Annotated in this window: 28 protein-coding genes; 13 read left to right on the forward strand and 15 right to left on the reverse strand. The window is 41.8% G+C overall.

All coding sequences use genetic code 11. From position 1 onward, the window contains the following. Positions 1–20: 20 nt before the first annotated feature. Entirely contained in the window at positions 21–944 is a 924-nt protein-coding gene (tal, locus tag ABD894_RS17005; protein ID WP_345212456.1) for a transaldolase, read from the reverse strand. A gap of 14 nt (positions 945–958) precedes the next feature. On the opposite strand from tal, the gene ABD894_RS17010 reads away from it, so the two are divergent. Genes ABD894_RS17010 through ABD894_RS17040 form a run of 7 tightly spaced genes read left to right on the forward strand, consistent with a single transcriptional unit; the run spans position 959 to position 3,590 of the window. Next, complete coding sequence (locus ABD894_RS17010) at positions 959–1,087, forward strand: hypothetical protein (RefSeq protein WP_345212266.1); 129 nt, start codon at positions 959–961, stop codon at positions 1,085–1,087. Position 1,088: 1 nt separating this feature from the next. Continuing rightward, positions 1,089–1,430, forward strand: coding sequence for a hypothetical protein (locus ABD894_RS17015; RefSeq protein WP_345212267.1), 342 nt, complete (start codon positions 1,089–1,091; stop codon positions 1,428–1,430). Positions 1,431–1,464: 34 nt separating this feature from the next. Beyond that, entirely contained in the window at positions 1,465–1,707 is a 243-nt protein-coding gene (locus ABD894_RS17020) for a hypothetical protein (protein ID WP_345212268.1), read from the forward strand. A 7-nt stretch (positions 1,708–1,714) separates the two neighbouring features. Further along, on the forward strand, positions 1,715–2,491 hold the full coding sequence (gene xth, locus ABD894_RS17025) for an exodeoxyribonuclease III (RefSeq protein WP_345212269.1): 777 nt from the start codon (positions 1,715–1,717) through the stop codon (positions 2,489–2,491). A gap of 4 nt (positions 2,492–2,495) precedes the next feature. After that, a complete protein-coding gene (locus ABD894_RS17030) occupies positions 2,496–2,978 on the forward strand; it encodes a DUF4385 domain-containing protein (RefSeq protein WP_345212270.1) in 483 nt (160 codons plus the stop codon). Next, a complete protein-coding gene (locus tag ABD894_RS17035; RefSeq protein ID WP_345212271.1) occupies positions 2,965–3,093 on the forward strand; it encodes a DUF2256 domain-containing protein in 129 nt (42 codons plus the stop codon). Before ABD894_RS17030 ends, ABD894_RS17035 begins: the two co-directional genes overlap by 14 nt. Further along, positions 3,084–3,590: a 2'-5' RNA ligase family protein gene (locus ABD894_RS17040; protein WP_345212272.1), complete on the forward strand. Its 507-nt coding sequence runs from the start codon at positions 3,084–3,086 to the stop codon at positions 3,588–3,590. Before ABD894_RS17035 ends, ABD894_RS17040 begins: the two co-directional genes overlap by 10 nt. An 82-nt stretch (positions 3,591–3,672) precedes the next feature. Here the strand turns inward: ABD894_RS17040 and ABD894_RS17045 are convergent, their stop codons facing one another. From ABD894_RS17045 to ABD894_RS17060, 4 genes are all read right to left on the reverse strand, one after another. Next, positions 3,673–4,122, reverse strand: a complete 450-nt coding sequence (locus ABD894_RS17045; protein WP_345212273.1) for a hypothetical protein — start codon at positions 4,120–4,122, stop codon at positions 3,673–3,675. A 1-nt stretch (position 4,123) separates the two neighbouring features. Next, positions 4,124–6,865, reverse strand: a complete 2,742-nt coding sequence (gene ligD / locus ABD894_RS17050) for a DNA ligase D (RefSeq protein WP_345212274.1) — start codon at positions 6,863–6,865, stop codon at positions 4,124–4,126. Between the two features lie 4 nt (positions 6,866–6,869). Then, positions 6,870–7,043: a DUF3606 domain-containing protein gene (locus tag ABD894_RS17055; protein WP_345212275.1), complete on the reverse strand. Its 174-nt coding sequence runs from the start codon at positions 7,041–7,043 to the stop codon at positions 6,870–6,872. A 64-nt stretch (positions 7,044–7,107) separates the two neighbouring features. Next, positions 7,108–7,290, reverse strand: coding sequence for a DUF3606 domain-containing protein (locus ABD894_RS17060; protein ID WP_345212276.1), 183 nt, complete (start codon positions 7,288–7,290; stop codon positions 7,108–7,110). Between the two features lie 346 nt (positions 7,291–7,636). Here ABD894_RS17060 and ABD894_RS17065 point away from each other — a divergent pair, with 346 nt between their 5' ends. Both ABD894_RS17065 and ABD894_RS17070 read left to right on the forward strand, forming a co-directional pair. Beyond that, a complete protein-coding gene (locus tag ABD894_RS17065) occupies positions 7,637–7,933 on the forward strand; it encodes an ATP-binding protein (protein ID WP_345212277.1) in 297 nt (98 codons plus the stop codon). A 511-nt stretch (positions 7,934–8,444) separates the two neighbouring features. Continuing rightward, the gene (locus ABD894_RS17070) at positions 8,445–9,563 is read left to right on the forward strand and encodes a redoxin domain-containing protein (protein WP_345212278.1); all 1,119 of its coding nucleotides are present in this window, start codon (positions 8,445–8,447) and stop codon (positions 9,561–9,563) included. Positions 9,564–9,738: 175 nt separating this feature from the next. On the opposite strand, the gene ABD894_RS17075 is transcribed toward ABD894_RS17070, so the two are convergent. Together ABD894_RS17075 and ABD894_RS17080 are read right to left on the reverse strand one after the other, a co-directional pair. Continuing rightward, complete coding sequence (locus ABD894_RS17075) at positions 9,739–9,888, reverse strand: hypothetical protein (RefSeq protein WP_345212279.1); 150 nt, start codon at positions 9,886–9,888, stop codon at positions 9,739–9,741. 5 nt (positions 9,889–9,893) lie between these two features. Continuing rightward, positions 9,894–10,220 (reverse strand): hypothetical protein, encoded by a 327-nt coding sequence (locus ABD894_RS17080; protein WP_345212280.1) that lies wholly within the window; start codon positions 10,218–10,220, stop codon positions 9,894–9,896. Between the two features lie 825 nt (positions 10,221–11,045). Here ABD894_RS17080 and ABD894_RS17085 point away from each other — a divergent pair. Beyond that, positions 11,046–11,552 (forward strand): DUF5131 family protein, encoded by a 507-nt coding sequence (locus tag ABD894_RS17085; protein ID WP_345212281.1) that lies wholly within the window; start codon positions 11,046–11,048, stop codon positions 11,550–11,552. A 52-nt stretch (positions 11,553–11,604) separates the two neighbouring features. Beyond that, a complete protein-coding gene (locus ABD894_RS28210; RefSeq protein ID WP_425562973.1) occupies positions 11,605–11,760 on the forward strand; it encodes a DUF5131 family protein in 156 nt (51 codons plus the stop codon). 241 nt (positions 11,761–12,001) lie between these two features. On the opposite strand, the gene ABD894_RS17090 is transcribed toward ABD894_RS28210, so the two are convergent. The 3 genes from ABD894_RS17090 to ABD894_RS17100 all read right to left on the reverse strand — a co-directional run bounded on the left by ABD894_RS17090 (position 12,002) and on the right by ABD894_RS17100 (position 12,957). After that, the gene (locus ABD894_RS17090; RefSeq protein ID WP_345212282.1) at positions 12,002–12,289 is read right to left on the reverse strand and encodes a hypothetical protein; all 288 of its coding nucleotides are present in this window, start codon (positions 12,287–12,289) and stop codon (positions 12,002–12,004) included. 239 nt (positions 12,290–12,528) lie between these two features. Beyond that, entirely contained in the window at positions 12,529–12,768 is a 240-nt protein-coding gene (locus ABD894_RS17095; protein ID WP_345212283.1) for a hypothetical protein, read from the reverse strand. A gap of 42 nt (positions 12,769–12,810) precedes the next feature. Next, positions 12,811–12,957 (reverse strand): hypothetical protein, encoded by a 147-nt coding sequence (locus tag ABD894_RS17100; RefSeq protein ID WP_345212284.1) that lies wholly within the window; start codon positions 12,955–12,957, stop codon positions 12,811–12,813. Between the two features lie 257 nt (positions 12,958–13,214). On the opposite strand from ABD894_RS17100, the gene ABD894_RS17105 reads away from it, so the two are divergent. Next, a complete protein-coding gene (locus ABD894_RS17105; protein WP_345212285.1) occupies positions 13,215–13,385 on the forward strand; it encodes a hypothetical protein in 171 nt (56 codons plus the stop codon). A gap of 445 nt (positions 13,386–13,830) precedes the next feature. Next, positions 13,831–14,235 carry a hypothetical protein gene (locus tag ABD894_RS17110; RefSeq protein WP_345212286.1) on the forward strand — a complete coding sequence of 135 codons (405 nt, stop codon included), beginning with the start codon at positions 13,831–13,833 and terminating at the stop codon, positions 14,233–14,235. Positions 14,236–14,559: 324 nt separating this feature from the next. On the opposite strand, the gene ABD894_RS17115 is transcribed toward ABD894_RS17110, so the two are convergent. The 5 genes from ABD894_RS17115 to ABD894_RS17135 form a co-directional block, all read right to left on the reverse strand. After that, a complete protein-coding gene (locus tag ABD894_RS17115) occupies positions 14,560–14,826 on the reverse strand; it encodes a hypothetical protein (protein WP_345212287.1) in 267 nt (88 codons plus the stop codon). Next, positions 14,804–14,983: a DUF6922 domain-containing protein gene (locus ABD894_RS17120; protein ID WP_345212288.1), complete on the reverse strand. Its 180-nt coding sequence runs from the start codon at positions 14,981–14,983 to the stop codon at positions 14,804–14,806. Before ABD894_RS17120 ends, ABD894_RS17115 begins: the two co-directional genes overlap by 23 nt. Positions 14,984–15,004: 21 nt before the next feature. Next, the gene (locus tag ABD894_RS17125) at positions 15,005–15,202 is read right to left on the reverse strand and encodes a helix-turn-helix transcriptional regulator (RefSeq protein WP_345212289.1); all 198 of its coding nucleotides are present in this window, start codon (positions 15,200–15,202) and stop codon (positions 15,005–15,007) included. A 61-nt stretch (positions 15,203–15,263) separates the two neighbouring features. Continuing rightward, complete coding sequence (locus tag ABD894_RS17130; protein ID WP_345212457.1) at positions 15,264–16,520, reverse strand: site-specific integrase; 1,257 nt, start codon at positions 16,518–16,520, stop codon at positions 15,264–15,266. Then, complete coding sequence (locus tag ABD894_RS17135) at positions 16,514–16,801, reverse strand: helix-turn-helix domain-containing protein (RefSeq protein WP_345212290.1); 288 nt, start codon at positions 16,799–16,801, stop codon at positions 16,514–16,516. Before ABD894_RS17135 ends, ABD894_RS17130 begins: the two co-directional genes overlap by 7 nt. Between the last annotated feature and the right edge of the window lie 190 nt (positions 16,802–16,991).

Genomic DNA, 16,991 nt, shown 5'->3' on the forward strand with positions numbered 1-16,991 from the left:
ATCATAGGTGTAAGAGTAGTTTATCGTTTTATTTTTTCAGTGATGGAGGCAAGAAGTTTTTTATACGGGATTTCAAATTTTTTTATTCCCTCTTTTTCCAGCTGCAAAGCCACTTCTTCCATATCAATTCCGGACTGGGCTATCGCCTCCAGGATGGTCAACGCCTGTTCAGGCTTTTGCTCCAGTCGGTTATCCGGCAGACCATGGTCCCTGAATGCCTCGATCGTAGCCAATGGGACGGTATTGACGGTATCAGGGCCGATGAGTTCTTCGACATAAAGCGTGTCTTTAGTTGCCGGATTTTTATTGCCCGTGCTTGCCCATAGCAGTCGTTGTGGTTTAGCTCCGGCAGCAGCCAATCTATCCCAGCGTTCGCCACTAAAGATCCTGCGGTAGAGTGTAAAAGCTGTTTTAGCCGAAGCTATAGCTGCCTTACCTTCGAATTCGACCAACCCCTTTTCTTCAAGTAAAGGATCTACCATCAGGTCGATGCGGCTAAGGAAAAAGCTGGCCACAGACGCGATCCGTCCGATCTTTTCCCCTGCAGCCAATCTGAGTTCCAATCCCTCGATATAAGCGTTGGCGATGGCTTCATAGCGTTCCAGGCCAAAAATGAGCGTGACGTTGATATTTATTCCCTCACTGATCGCTGTTTTGATCGCCGGTAGGCATGGCAGCGTACCAGGGATTTTGATCATCACGTTTTTGCGGTCAACAGCCTGCCATAATTGCCTTGCCTGGGCGATCGTATTTTCTTCATCTAAAGCAAATAACGGGGATACCTCAAGGCTTACATAGCCGTCTGCTCCGTCAACTTCCTCATTGTAAAGTGGCAAAAACAGGTCGGCCGCGTCCTGAATGTCCTTGATGGCCAGTTGATAAAATATGTTTTCCGGATCGGATTCGGATTTTGTAATTTCAAAAATAGAAGTATAAGGATGAATACCATACGGAACTGATGAATATCATTGAGCAAAAAGCCAAAGGCAAACGCCCGACCATCAAGAAGCTGAAACCGAAAGCAGCGAAAGGCGACGATCTTTATGGTCAGTTGATGAGCAGCCTGACCGCTAAAAAAGGTGCCTGAGATGATGCATCCGGTTCAAACGAGCATTCCGCAGGTAGATGGCAGCGATCGTTATGTGGTCATCGAACCGGTCCTTGAAAGGGATGGTGATAATGGCCTGCGCTCAACAGGCGTTTTTAAAATCTATAAAGACGCATTCGGTGATGAACCCCATTTGTTTACCGAACCAGCAGAAAGCGACGGGCCGGCCGACGAATTGCCGGATGAGGATAAACCCGATTATCCCGGTAAATTTTTATTCGAGAATGGCAGGGTTCAGCATTTTGAGGGCCAGGTTTTAAGCGTCGCCGAGCAGGCCTATCTCGCGGTTTTTATCGAAACTTACCAGGAACCGGATATTTAAAGGAACATTACGCTAAAAAACCTGTTACCTCTATATGAAAAATCCATTTAAAAAAGACGATCATACCGGGCTGATTGTAGGAATAGCAGTTGGTATAACGGCTGGTATTGCCTTAGGTTGGCTATATCTTACAGATAAAGGTGATCATTATCGTCGCCAACTGACAAGAAAATTTAAGGAAGCGGTTAGTGATACAGCCGCCGATGTGATTGACAAAAAAACGTTCATTCCGAAGAAGGCCGCTAAAGTGGCGACGGATGCAGTGCTCAAAGACTAGGTAAGATTTGAAAATCGCCACCTATAATATCAACGGCATTAATGGTCGTATCGGCAACTTACTCCGGTGGTTAGAAGAAGCTGCCCCTGACGTAGTTTGTTTACAGGAACTCAAAACGGAAGATCATAAGTTTCCTGAAGATATATTATTGAAGGCGGGTTATCATGCGATCTGGCAGGGTCAGAAAAGCTGGAATGGCGTGGCTATTCTCTCCCGCTATGGCGAAATACAGGAAACCCGCCGTGGTTTGGACGGTGACCCGGATGATACCCAGAGCCGTTACATCGAAGCATTTATCAATGGAATCGTAATCGGTTGCTTATACCTGCCCAATGGCAATCCTTATCCAGGCCCCAAATTCGATTATAAACTTAAATGGATCAAACGCCTTACCGCCCATGGTAAAAAACTAAATGGTTTCGGTTTACCGGTGGCCCTAATTGGTGATTATAATATCATGCCTACCGAACTTGACACTTACAAACCAGAGAAATATGTAGATAACGCGTTATTCCGCCCCGAGTCGCGAAAACTTTGGCGCCAACTGGTTAAATCCGGCTGGACGGATGCCATTCGTAAGTTACACCCTGATGAGCGCTTCTATACATTTTGGGACTACCTGCGTAATGCCTATGGGCGCGATGCTGGTTTAAGGCTGGATCACTTCCTGCTTAATCTGGTATTGGTAGCAAGATTAGTTTCCGCCGGGGTTGATAAAGATGTGCGCGGCTGGGAGCATTCCAGCGACCACGCACCGGTGTGGATCGAATTGAAGGAATTTTAAGCCAATGCCGGATCAACCCAGTTACCTCAATTTTGATAAAATTAACTATGCCTGGCATCCGGACATCGATTACCGGGCCCATCCCGAAAATTACCGTGTGGGTAAAGGTAAGCAGGGGGTGCTGACCTGTGAACCCTGTAAAAGCGAGATTGGTCCATACTGGCGGTTTAAATCAGAGGACGTCGCCAAAGAAAGTAGCAAAAAGATCTATGAACTATTTTTAGCATACCTCGAAGCGGGTGATTTTGTTGGTGCTGATATGGCGCGAAAGTACCTGCAAATGGGTTACACCCACGCCAGGCGCTACGCTAATTACAAGGGTGGTAAGAAAGACGACGCCGAAAAAAATCATGCGCAATTAGAACGGGGTACGGGCGATCCCGAAAAAGCAAGGGCGGCCAATATATTCTATGACTGCTGGAAGGCTGCTGAAGCAACAGAATCCTATGCCGCAATGAAAAAACAATGGAAGCATGAGAGGGGTTAAAAAACAGGACCTGCCGCAAAAGATTTGCTTAGTTTGCGGAAGACCCTTTACCTGTCGTAAAAAATGGGAAAAGGTTTGGGATGATGTTAAATATTGCTCAGATAAATGCAGGTAAACGAAAAAAGACCATTAATACTAACGCTAAGCATTGATCCGGATGGTCAGGCTTTTTTTGAAATGCAACGGAAACGATATTTTCCGCCTGAACGAAATTTCCTGGCTGCACATCTGAATTTATTTCACCAGTTGCCTGATGATCCTGCAACTTATGATTATTTGGCCGGGTTGAGGATCCGGTCTTTTGAACTGAACGTCATAAGACTGATGCATTTAGGCGCCGGGGTAGCCTACCGCATAGATGGTCCTGAACTCATATCGTTGCACCGGATGCTGAGCTCGCATTTTTCAAAAGATTTGATTCCACAGGATCGGCAAGGATTCCGGCCACATATCACTATTTCAAATAAGACTACTCCTGAAAATGCATCCGAACTTCTCAAGCAATTATCCGGCGATTTCAAGCCCTTTAAAATCCAGGCGACCGGCCTTGATCTATGGACCTATTTAGACGGTCCATGGAGACATGAGCGAACGTTTAGTTTTGAATTATAGAATTTTCATTTAGTTTGTTTGCTGCATTTCCAAGCTTTTGGATATGACTGCGAAGCCATTCTATCAGGTGCCCGGATATTGATTAATCTGCTTTAGCGCGAATTGATTTTATAGTGAATGCCGTGACCAGACCGCCGATCAAATACCAGGCAACGGTCATCAATTTTGTTTTGTCGGTTCGGGTAACCGGCGCATCACTTAAGCCCATCCGGTCGGGTAGCGTTACGGCACCTATTCCGGCCGAAAGCCCTACAGCTGCTCCGCGCAATAACAGATAGGTCTTTTTGCCAAAACCTATGGTGCTGTAAAAAAGTGCGTTGCTTAAAACATCACCCGTCAACGTCGCTAAAAATAATGCATTGCCCGTCGGCGGAGTTAATCCCATGGATTCCATCCCTTTGGTTAATGCTTCCTCGCCAACCAGATCCACCCGCGGCGCATCATGATCAACGGCTTTAACGGTTTGATGAATGATGTTTAGTGCGATGGCTCCGGCCAGTCCCCCGATAATGTTGCTGATGATCTTTTTCATGTTACCCGAATATACTTTGTGCTTTTTTAATGGTTTTCGCCAGGTCTATACCTTCACCCAAAACGCCTTTGAACAGGTCGCCCGTTTCTTTCAGACGGTCCAGTGCGTTGTGGATGTTAAAATCCTGGATGGTCAGCCCGGGTTTTACTTCATCCCAGGTGAGCGGCATGGAGATCGTGGCACCGGGTTTGGGTCGCAGCGAGTAGGGGCCGGCAATCGTCGCGCCTGGGCGGTTTTGTAAAAAGTCCAGATACATTTTTCCTTTCCGCGCGGCAATGCTGCGTTCCAGGCTGGTGAAATTCGGTATCTCTTTGTGTACCAACTTAACTATGATATTGGCGAACATTTGCGACTGGTCGTAACTGTATTTGCCTTCTAAAGGTATGTAGATATGCATACCGGTTGAGCCGGAGGTTTTCGGATATGCGGGAACGTCAATGGCATCTAAGATTTTTTTTACTTCCAGCGCTGCTTGCACCACCTGGTCGTAAGTATGTTTGTCCGGATCAAGATCAATTACGCAGTAGTCAGGATTATCCGGTGTCTCTGCACGGCTAAACCAGGGATTGATCTCTATGCACCCTAATGAGTTCATCCATAGCAAACTTGCCTCGTCGGTTGCTACCAGATATTTCGTAACTTTCCCTTCTCCGGTGACGTGGTCAAAAGTTTTGGCCCAGTCAGGAGCTTTGTCGGTAACGTTCTTTTGGTAGAAGCTTTGGCCGTGGATGCCCCCCGGAAAGCGATTCAAAGACATCGGACGATCTTTTAGGTAAGGCATCATATATTCGCCAACCTTGTAATAATAATTGAGCATCTGCCCTTTGGTGATCTTATCTTCCGGCCAGTAAAGTTTTGTGACGTGGTTGAATTTGAGTGGATGACCGCAAACGGTTTTTGTTTGTGTGTCCTCAGTGGGGTTAAGCAGCGTTTTTCGCTCATGGGTTTTTATCGGTTCCAACTTCAGACTGGCATCTTTGGCTTTGGCTTTTGTTGTTGTTTTTGAAGGTGTTGATTTGCGTTTTTCTAGGGTTTCCGGAATTGATGTTTCAGCTTCCGCAAGGGTTGTTTCGGTTTCTACCGGAGTTTCCAAAACGACATCTTTCGCTTTTTTGTCACTGCGCATCCCTTTAAAAGATGCCTGGCGAAAAACGCCGTCACCGGTTACTTCGGCAAACCCTACTTCGCAGACCAGTTCAGGTTTTAGCCAGGTTGGTTTCGCGCCCGTTCTTTTCGGCCGGAAGCGCGTGGGTTTGTCCACATCTACTTCATAATTGAAAGGGCTTTCGTCAGTGACTAACGGCTTGAACTGCGCCATCATTTCCTTTTGGAGTTTATCAGAAAAACCAGTGCCAACTTTGCCCACGAATTGAAGTTCCTTGCCTTTGTAAACGCCCAATACCAAGGCGCTAAACGATTTGCCGGTGCCCTCATTTTTGGTGTAGCCTGCAATCACAACTTCTTGTCGCCGCTGCACTTTAACTTTAAGCCATTCCTTGCTGCGCAGGTCAGCGGTATAAACGCTGGCCGCTTTTTTAGCAATAATGCCTTCCAATCCCATTTTTACTGCGGCTGCGAAGAAATCAATGCCGTTAGCATCGAAAACTTTGCTTTGACGGATGTGGTCGTTATCGGTCGGGAGTATTTCTTTAAGGATCGCCTGGCGTTCAACGAGTGGTAGTTCCATCAGGTTTTTCCCCTCGTACCATAAAATGTCAAAGATGTAGTAAACGAGGTTGCCATCCGCTTCGCTGCGCCAGTTTTGCATAGCACCAAAATCAGAAATGCCTTTTTCATTCAATACAAGTAGTTCCCCATCAAGTACGGCATTCATGCTCCAACTTTTTAATGCCTCGTTGATGGGGTAATATTTTTCAAAGGGGAGATTGTTGCGGGAGATCAACTGCGCACCATCTTTTTTATCAAGAACGGCAATAGCGCGGTAGCCGTCCCATTTGACCTCAAACAGCCAGCCGGGTTCATCAAATGGTTCATCTACTAAAGTGGCTTTCATCGGTTTAACGTTGGCGGGAACTTTAGACTTTGGCGCGGCTTTTAAAATGGCTTTTACATCGATATCCGGCGCATCTTCTGTTGCTACATCTTCCGCCAGTTCCTCATCGGGAACCACATCTTCTTCATGCCCGTTTTGCCATACTTTTTCACTCGTTTTTTCCATGGTTTCAATGGTCTTCCCTGAAAGCACGGATTTATCCTTTTTGGTAATATCCTCGCTGGTGGCGAACTCATCTTTATGTTTGATCATTAGCCAGCCATTTTCGCCCATGCCATGCGTTTTAACCATAGCAAATTCACCGTTCAATTTCTCGCCGTGTAGTTTAATTTTTAGCTGGCCGCTTGCCAGTTGCTTAAGCAGGTGTTTTTCCTGCGCCTTTTTCCCCCTGATCGGTTCAATAGGTTCATAAGTGCCCTCGTCCCAAACGATCACCGTCCCGCCACCATATTCCCCTTTCGGTATAATCCCTTCAAAGTTTAAATAATCAAAAGGATGATCCTCTACCATCATCGCCAGGTGTTTCACCTTAGGATCAAGGCTTGGTCCTTTTGGAACGGCCCAGCTTTTTAATACGCCATCCATCTCCAGCCGGAAATCATAATGCAGTCTGGAAGCATCATGCTTTTGCACGACAAAAATAAGGTTATCCTTATCCTTGCTTTTTCCGGCTTTGGGTTCGGCGGTCTTTTTAAAATCCCGCTTTTTGGCGTATTCGGTCAGGCCCATGGTGTTATTTTTTAAGTTCACGCTTTACATCCGGTGCGATAGTTCCGGCAGCCAATACTGCCGCTTTTACTTTATCCTGGGATACATTGAACTCCCTCGCCCAAAATTCCAGGGCATAGGCGTCGTCAATGTCAACTGTTCTGGCATCTGTAGTAGTTCCCTTTATCTTTCGGTTCATTTTTTACAGGTAGATAAATGACAACAAAGCCCCTTCCGGGGCTTCTATTAAAACTTCGTTTGGGCTATCCCTTTTTCTTATCGGCAAGATATTTTTCGATAACCTTACGGTCATTGGAGCCGGTTGCTCTCTTGGCGCCGACGAGCGCCTGCGTGCTGACGCCTAACTTCTCAGCTTCGTACTTTACTTCGTACTTTTCACCGGAATTAACTTTTTTACGGTCTGTAGTTGCCCCTTTTGTTGCCATAGTTTTTTCTTGTTAGATGTAACTCAAAAACAAGGGATAGCAAAGATGGTTTTAACAGATAAGTAAACAATTGTCCCTATAAATAAATATGGAAAACTCGAAGCGCTCAATGATATAGGGCTGCTGTACAAATAGTCTGCACCGAATCTTCGCAATGTCACTCATTCATAAAAAAAATAATATTTGTCGGATGACTTAACATCAATGGAAATGTCGAAATATCTGCGGAATTGATTAGCTATCTGGTTGAAAAGTTATGGAGTCGCCAACAACATTCGGTTTGAGACAAATATAATACCCTTACAACTTGATATTTCGCAAGCCATCCCTTTAGGTTTAATATTAAATGAAGCCATTACTAAATTCGCTTAAATATGCTTTCATTCCCAATAAGCCTGGGAGAATTTCCGTGTCCATGACGGAAGTAAATGCGGAGCAACTACAGCTGAGCATTGCAGATAATGGTATCGGTATTCCAGCAGAAGTACAAGAAAGCCCACGTGGTACATTGGGCATGCGGCTTATGAAAGGTTTAAGTGCAGAGTTACATGGCGATTTCAATGTAAGGCAAGAGTTTGGAACTATCATTACGCTAATATTTTCAAGAAATCCAGTATATATCAAAAAACGGAAAATTATGTGAACGAGTTCGGAAATAATGAATTAAAAAGGATTTCAAAAAAGATCTGCTACCACATTGGTTAACAAGCACCTGAAGCTGATCGCGGAAAAGGCATGTATCAAAAAACCATTATCCCCTCACATCGCCCGGCACATTCGCTCGGATGGCCATTGATAAGATTAATAACCCAATGGTAACAATGGAGCTGTTGGGGCATTCATCGCTTGCAGTACATCAGCAATATCTAAATGATATCCGAAAAAGATATACTTGATAAGGCAGGAAAGATATATTTGGGTAAACAAAAAATCGCAACATCTCAACTACCTATCATACTTGCTGAAATTGCCGCGCTAAAGATTTTATCAGTCAAAAGTTCAATAATGTACACCTTTTTCCTTGTTACTAATAACTTCCGTCCCCGGCAACAATGATATAAAGCGGCCTTAAAAGTGACATCATCACATTTCATAATTTAACACTTATGCTTTATATTTAGCCAATAGAGTAGCTAAACTGCCTACAATAAAAAATGAGAAACACTATTGTTATTCTGCTTGCTTTGTTTTTAACTATCGAGGCACATGGTCAGCAGTACACTATCAACGGAACGGTTAATGATATAGATTCCGGAATGATACGGATGTACAAAGCAGACCTAAGTGGTTTTGCCGACAGTGCTGTTATTAAAAGCGGCAAATTTGTAATGCAGGGCAAAGCAAAGATTTCCGAGAGGCATGGCTTTGTTATTACTCCGGGCACCTGGATGTTTCGAGCATTTTTAGAAAATTCAAACATGACGTTTAACATTGATACAATTGGCGCAATGCATCAATCTGATAATTCGGTAATGATATGGTCAATAAATCAAAAAGGCTCGGCTATAAATGATATTTATCTTAGGTTTAAGAAAGAAACCGACTATAGTTATTACTACTCATCCTTGGAATCCATTTATAAAAATGGAGGTGATAATCAGATTCAAATGGATTCATTAAAGCTACTTATGGTGGAAAAGCAAAAAAACTGGATCAAAAAGTTTGTCGATAAAAATCCTTCGTCTATAGCAGCGGTATATATATATAATGACTACTATGAATTATTTAAACAGTTTTATCATAATACTCCCCCAGGATTCAAAGAAGCTGTTGCTCAATTTACCGGAGATGCAAAAAAAACGGAATGTTATAAAAACCTTGCTGTAACTGCCGCCAACCTTGTGAACAAACATATAGGAACACCAGCACCTAACTTTGCATTGTTACAAAGGGATAACACCAAGTTCAGTCTATCTGAAACGAAAGGCACCTTTGTAATGATAGATTTTTGGGCAAGCTGGTGTGTACCATGCAGGGCGGCTATCCCCAATTGGAAAAGCGTGTATGCCAAATATCACGATAAAGGTTTGAACATAGTAGGTGTATCAGACGATCAAAATCAAAATAGTTGGAAAAATGCGCTCGATAAGGAACTTATGCCATGGACGCAAGTGGTTGATGAGCGTACACCAAGTAAGCCCGGAAATGTTAGCACGTTATACGGCGTTAATTACCTGCCCCACTATGTGCTTATTGATAAAGAAGGTAAAATATTACTTTCAACAGGCGACGAGGGAACAATGATGAACAAAATTGCAGAAATTTTCAATTAGAGCTAATCGTAAATTTTTCAGGGTACATTAAAACAAGTGATTTTTTAGACCGGTAATATCCGTGATTAAAGATTATGGATATTAAGTGTTTCCTAATTGTTAGCTAATATTCATAATAACTCAGGTTATTTAAATGGACTTACCCGCAAGCGACGCAACGGCCTATCGATTAGCTTTAATTAAATTTCTCTCTCACCGCCAGTGCCCATTCCAAAGCTACTATCTTTGCGGCGATTTCTGGTAAATCGTGATGCTCATTATCTGAATGCTGCATAAATTGTTTCAAGTCTTCAAGTTCTGATACTATTTCGACCTCCGGTCTCATGTTTTTTAATCTATTATTAATTCAAGTCCTGTAAGTGCAAAATAAAGATTCTGTAATTGATGAACAAATTGTAATTGATATTTACAGATCGGATAACCACCGTCCATTGGCTGTAAATTAATCGGCTCTATGTACATATAATGCCCTGTAATATAATATACTGGAGGCTGTCCTTCAACCAATGTGTCAAGCTTAAACCCTAATAAAAATAACCAGTCCTCGGTTAAAGGAATTGGCTCCAAGTTGTCCATGGTCATCATAAACATATCAACATTAAAAGGCTCACCTTGAATTAGTATTGTGTTGCCAATACGGAGGTCACTGCGTTTCATGATGTGAAAATAACAATATTTTCACTTTAAAACCTGAAGTTGTAATGTCACTAACCCATGTTAAATTTTGCGAAACCATAGGGAACATATCCTCGTAAAAAATGCCAATATTAATCACCTTATATAGTCGCAATGGTTGTTACCCCTGCAATCGAAAATTCTAATCAACTAACATGCCCTAAATGCCAAAGCTTGGGAGTAACAAGGATACCGCGGTCTCGTTTAGTGAGACTGATACTTTCGGACAATGTGAGGCACTTTAAATGTTTCAAGTGCTTTTTTTCTTTTTACCGAAAAGTCAAATAACGCGGGATGTTTAAAGTAATAATTTTTGCAGTAATTGTATCGCTGATATATTTGCTTTTCAAGGATCATCGTGACTAACAGCAATACTCTATTTACAACTGACTCAAAATGTCCAATCATCATTTATCGATTGGGTATAAAAAGATCCCAATATTGGCATTTTCTCGATAGGCGATTCGTAATTTTTGCAACCGTCAAGGTTTTTCTTGCCTCACAACTTGCGCGGTCGGTATCTACCAATCTGATCCGACCCTGATAATTAATTTTTGAATGAATACATTTACGAACCCATCTATTTTATCTTTAAGTTCAGGATTGAGCAATATCACCTCTCCGGTAGATCTAATTACATAAATGCAACTTGTCTCACCTTTTATTTTGGAGTCTAAATTTGATAAGTAGTATTTACGTTCGTATTTTCCAGTATTGCGGATGCCATCAAGCTTTTAATATCCGGCTCCACTCTGATTTTGCCATCCTTAAATTGAAGATTGATTATAAACTTCATCTAATATTTGTATGCCCGCCATCGTCTTTAATAGCCTCAGTATACCCGTTGGTTATAATCGATTCCCGATCAACTGTTGTCAGCACCCGCGCCGGATCCTGTCATCAATTGAATGGACAGAGGAAACGTGGAATCCGGTTACAGGTTGTAAAAAAATCGGTCCTGGCTGTAAGTTTTGCTATGCAATAGTTATGTCAAGGCGACTAAAAGCAATGGGTGTTGATAAGTATAAAGATGGATTTAAAATCACACTACGTCCAACTACATTGAATATTCCATTCACTTGGAAAAAAGAAAAAGTGGTATTTGTTAATTCAATGAGCGATTTTTTTCATGACGAAATACTTACAGATTTTATAAAATCTGTATTTTTAGTTATGAACACCACTCCGCAACATACATACCAGGTTTTAACTAAAAGATCGGACAGATTGATTGCTATTGCAGACCAATTAAAATGGACTGATAATATTTGGATGGGAATATATGTCGAAATTCTAACTATGTTAAAGAATTGATGAACTCAGCTTAGTTCCAGCAAAAACAAGATTTTTATCAATCGAACCGCTTTTGGGGAATATTGATGACTTACCGCTTAGAGGTATTCATTGGGTGATAGTAGGAGGTGAATCCGGACATGGAGCAAGGCCGGTAAAATTTGAATGGATTGACAGTATTAGGGTTCAACGTAAGGAATTCCCTGTTCCTTTCTTTTTCAAACAATAGGGAAAACCAAAGTTTAATGTTAACCCTGGCGATCCAACCATTGATAAAAACCATCTTTTACTTGCGAAAGGAGGTTCACAACTGAATGGTATAATATATCGTGAGCTACTACTCACTCAACAAAAAATCAGGTAAATCCAACCCCTTGTTCCTATCATCACCAGTGCCAACGCGTTCAATGTGATGGGTGGTGTTCACAACTATCTTGTTGCCGCTTGTACGATCGTGATATATGCTTGGGCTACCTATTTGGTCCTTGCTCCTCAAAATCAGACAACAACTGATCGACAATATCAAGATATCTCATATAAGGAACCTTCCTCTTTTCAAACTCTGCTTCAATTTTTCCCGCTGCTAATTCAAGTGCAAATCGGTATCTCGAATTCAGGAAATGACTATTGGGACTCTTTTTTAAAACGCAAGGTCGCATAACCCCCGTGTTGTTCTCATAAATGAGTGCCGGTTCCATCGGCTCACCAGGATTTGAATAATAGAGTGCCAACGTTTCGAAAAGATACGTTGGGTCCATTTATTTTAACTTTGAATATTTGATCAGTAGTTTGCTTACTCTCAGTTCCCGCTGTAGTTTTGCCATAAAATGGCGACAGTTTTTCAATGTCCATAGCTTAAATCAGGTTTTAAATATACAACAATGGCATACATTGTAGTATGACAATATCCGGCCGTAACGGTAATTTCCTTGTTGAATTTGAAGATGGTACCAGGTGCGTGATCATTGGGAGACTGTTGAGGAAAGAAAGTGAAGGTTTAATCTATAGGAATTCCGCTCTGATTTAGATAGCCAATAATCGCGCCTCCAACTTCCGGTATGTCAATCTTTTTCGACCGATCCCTCATCTCTACAAAATCCCATTTGCCCGAATAATTATAGCATATTAGGTAAAATGTATCGGGATTAAACACCTCAAAAAATCTTTTAAGCTTTGGGTGGCGCTTCACCATCAATTCCACCCCGTATACTGTTATTGTAAAATTATAATCGTCCATGTTGCTGCATTTGACGTAGCGAATATACAATAGTATTAAACATTATGATTGAACATATTCCATTATCAGGTTACCCAACTCACGGGTATCCATATCGGGCGAATAGACAGCGGTAACGCTATATATCGTCCAATCTTCATTGAAGGCTATTTCACAGTATCTGCCTTGCTCATCTGTTATATTGTACACATGTTCATTATTTCCCCTTTTGTAAGCAACTTGATACACCTTGTTTTTTGAGTCTGTCACTGAAAATATGGTTGCCATCGATCGTTTTTTTATCTAAAGCATATTTCATGCCGTAGTATTTCTGCATAGTGATATCCCGAGTCAATTTTTGTGTTATGTATATTATCGTCCGGATCTACGGAAATGCCATTGCAGGTTCCCAACAATAGGCTACAATAACTAACCGGGTTGCGCTAAGTAAGCAGCAGCTGGCCCAAATGCTTGCAGAGGAAAAATACAGGCAACAGCAATCTACAGCGGAGTTAAAGAATAACTCCCGCGAGATGCTTAATGCAAAAGGATCGATAGCGCAGCGTAAGGCAGCACTGGAAAGGCTAATCACCTTACGGCAGGTTATCCATAGCAGAGCGTGGTACACCATAAGGTGAAAGGATGGCCAGCATCATAAAAGGTACGCGCGATCAGGTCAAAGGCCTTGACGATCAAACTAAAGGCGGGAGAGTGGTATTGCCGGTTTCTTTGATGCTATAAAAAATAATATTGGTAGCACCCTCGGCCACCGGCTAGAAAGATTAATGCCGAATTATCTCATCGTTTATCTAACCTGTTTTACCCTTTGTAGGTAATTATCGCATTTAGCGAACGGCAACCCTTTTGGGTTCCTTATAACACTGCATAAGAAGTTTTTGGCCTCTTTCTTTAGGTCTGTTATATACATGAAATTAAATATACCGCACAGAGCACATAATGTAAATCTCAAAATATTTTTTTTCTAAATAGAATCATAATATCATCGATTACTGATATTTGGCACGGATCCGGTTGCCCTTAATAGTGACTATATGTTTAGTATAATCTTAAGAGATATTATAAATGATCATTGAAAACAAAAGGTTATTCGTAATCCTATTTTGCACTTTCATATCTGTCGGGTTGATAATAACAGTTTTGATGTTAAGACACGATAGACTAAAAACCTCAGAGGGCTATGTTAAGTCCTTCAATAATAAAATCGTTGGCCAAATCAGTGAACTCGAAGCCAGCCACTCTATTATCAAGATAGATTTGACAAATGGGGATAGGTATATTTTTGCTCAAACCACAGAGTCCTATTTAAAAAAAGATTTTATAAAAAATTCTTATGTAGGGGATTCGATTTTTAAAAAAGCGTTTTCAAACAAGATCATCATTAAGCATAAAGATTCAATCCACCTATATACAATTTTGAAAAATGACGGCCCAAGCAAGTCCCTATCAGGCATGAGCGGCAATAATTGACTCAAACAGGATAGGCTTATTGGATAATAAAAAAAACCTGCTATGTAGGAAACTTAGCAGGTTTTAAACCAATTTTTGCAAGAAATATTTTTTGCTTCCCAAAGATATAGAAAAATGATTTCTCTTTTTGAATCCAGTTAGCACAAAACCTTCACATAATCTGGATGTTAATATTCCTAATCGTCCCATAATTGATAGCATTAATTAATATTTGGTTAAGGTCATTTCGATATATACACCTTCCGGTGGCGTTAAATATGGTTCATTATCTTTAGGAGAGTAGCTTAACTGAGCCTCTGTTTTGGTAAGCTTTTTTACCCTAAATTATTCTTTAGCGCCATAATTCTGCTTATTTTCTATGTGTATAAATGTTAAGGAATCCCCAACCAAAGTGTATTGCATAGTAAAGGTGTTGCCATCAAGGGTTTTCTCTTCAAGGGTATTATCTCCATTAAATATATAGTACGCCCCATGAAACTGAGCGGTATTTTCGTCTCGTATAGTAACGCCATTAGAGATTTGCTTCAATGTTTTGGCAGTTAAAACCCATTTGCCTTGAATGAGTGGCTCATCGTTCCTTTTCCGCATCATTTCCACGTTCGAAAACACGTTGTATCACCGCTTTATATTGTTTATGCCAGTCGATCTTATCCATGTCCGTGTCCCAGAATAGCGCTTTTCTGAAAGATGGCGCGCCCTTATGTTTTAATTTCTTCTTTACCTGGTCAATTTCATAATGCGCCTGCAACAAATAGAACGCGCCTTCCTCTCAACCCAGAGCGTGATCAATTTTCAGGGAAAGCAGGGGTGATAAACCTCTCCGTGCTTTTGTAACTTCATTGATAACCTGCGGATACTCGCCGATAGAAATGGCAAACGGTCCCTTTTTTAATTGACGCTTCGTTAGTTCTCTTTCCAGAACACGTCCCGGATGAATGCCATAATATTTTTCAATGTCGCTGCTCATATTCAAAAATAAACAATTATGTTTATAAATAAAAGTTTATAAACAACCTATATTAAATCTTTTAGTCATCCTTCGCCAAGGTCAATTCCTGTCCTGCATACTTTTTCTTAAGGGCTCTCATATCCCTGCTTACTTTGGTGTCAGTGACCCGCGCATAAATTTGTGTTGAGCGGATATTCTTATGTCCGAGCATCTTCCCCACGGTTTCAATGGGAACGCCGTTAGTCAGCGTTACAGTCGTCGCGAAAGTATGCCTGGCACAATGAAAGGTAAGCCATTTCGTCCAGCCCGTTTCTTTCATAATTTCCTTCAGGTAAAAGTTAACCCTCGGATTGCTAAGCTTGGGAAGAAGAAAATCCTCATCAGGGGTTCGCGGATAGCTTTTATAATGATCGATCAGTTTAAGCGCCGGAGATAACAGCGGAACCCTTACCCTGTTATTGTTTTTCATGCGATGCGTTTCCAGCCAGATTCCACCGTCCTCACCTTTGACTATATCTTCCGCCGTCAATCGCACGGTATCCGAATAAGACAAGCCGGTGTAACAGCTAAAAAGGAAAAGATCCCGGGTCAATACCAAACGTTTTTTCAGTTTTTTAAGCGCAAGCACATTTAGCTCTTCACTGGTCAAAAATTCACGGAAAACTTCCTCCTTTTTTGCCCGGTAAGCGACAAAAGGATCGCGCTTAGCCCAGCCGATCTCATTGGCAATTTTCATCATAGTCCGTAGTTTTTTCACCATTTGGACCGCCGTATTTATCTTTACACCATAATCAGCTTTAAGGTAATGGTCGAAGTCCCTGACGAGTTGATAGTCGATATCATCGAGTTTGATATCATCTTTTTGCGTTTTCAGCAGTAAGAACTTTCGTAATACCCGAAAGACCGACTTGTATTTCTGCAAGGTTCCCGCCGTGTAACCTTTACCCAAAAGACCGGCGATCTGGTTAGTGTGATAATCCCAAACATCAGACAACATCTTTGGCGGCTCAAGTTCTTCACCTTGCATCAATTTACGAATATGTACGGCTGTAAACGTTTTACCCGCTGCATACAGATCTTGCCGGCAGGCATACGCCCGGGCCTGTAAAACATCCAGCCAATTATTGATCGACCTGGCATATTCACGTGTGCCTTTGACCCGTTTAGCTGCACGATCCCATTCCAAGGGATAGCATTTACGGCCCGTCGACCACTCTTCCCGGGAGCCATTCACTGTTATCCTGATGTATACAGGATGTTCTTTGCGCTTGTCGCCGGATCTGATTTTTGGAAAAAAGATAACCTTGTAAGTCTGTCGGACAGGTCGTGCTAGGATTTCCGCTTCGGGCTTTTTTTTTCACCCTTGTTAAGTTCTTTGTCGATATCTTCCGCACTGTAGAAATAAGTTTTACCGATTTTTCGGGCAACCAGCGCACCGGTCACACGCAAATGATTAAGCGTTCCGGCAGATATATTCAGGAACTCACGAACATCCTTGCTGCGTAGCCATTTTTGTTTGCTAACCATTTGCGAATCCGTTATCGGTTTCAGCAATTCGAACAGTTCCTTTTTGAAGTTATCTAAATCCTGTTTGGTTAATAGGTCGTTTGGTGTCACTATATATTTTTAACGCTAACATACTCGTATGGCACAGGATAATAAAATTATACACCTGCCTAAAGCATACTTACCGAGAATTATTTAGACCTTATTGCGGCCTAAAGACAACCAAGAAGATAATTCAATTATTCTATTCAAACGGCAAATCGATCGTTTTGCGGCCAATACAGATTAGTGATCATTATTT

This window comes from Mucilaginibacter gynuensis, from assembly GCF_039541195.1.
GTDB lineage: Bacteria > Bacteroidota > Bacteroidia > Sphingobacteriales > Sphingobacteriaceae > Mucilaginibacter > Mucilaginibacter gynuensis.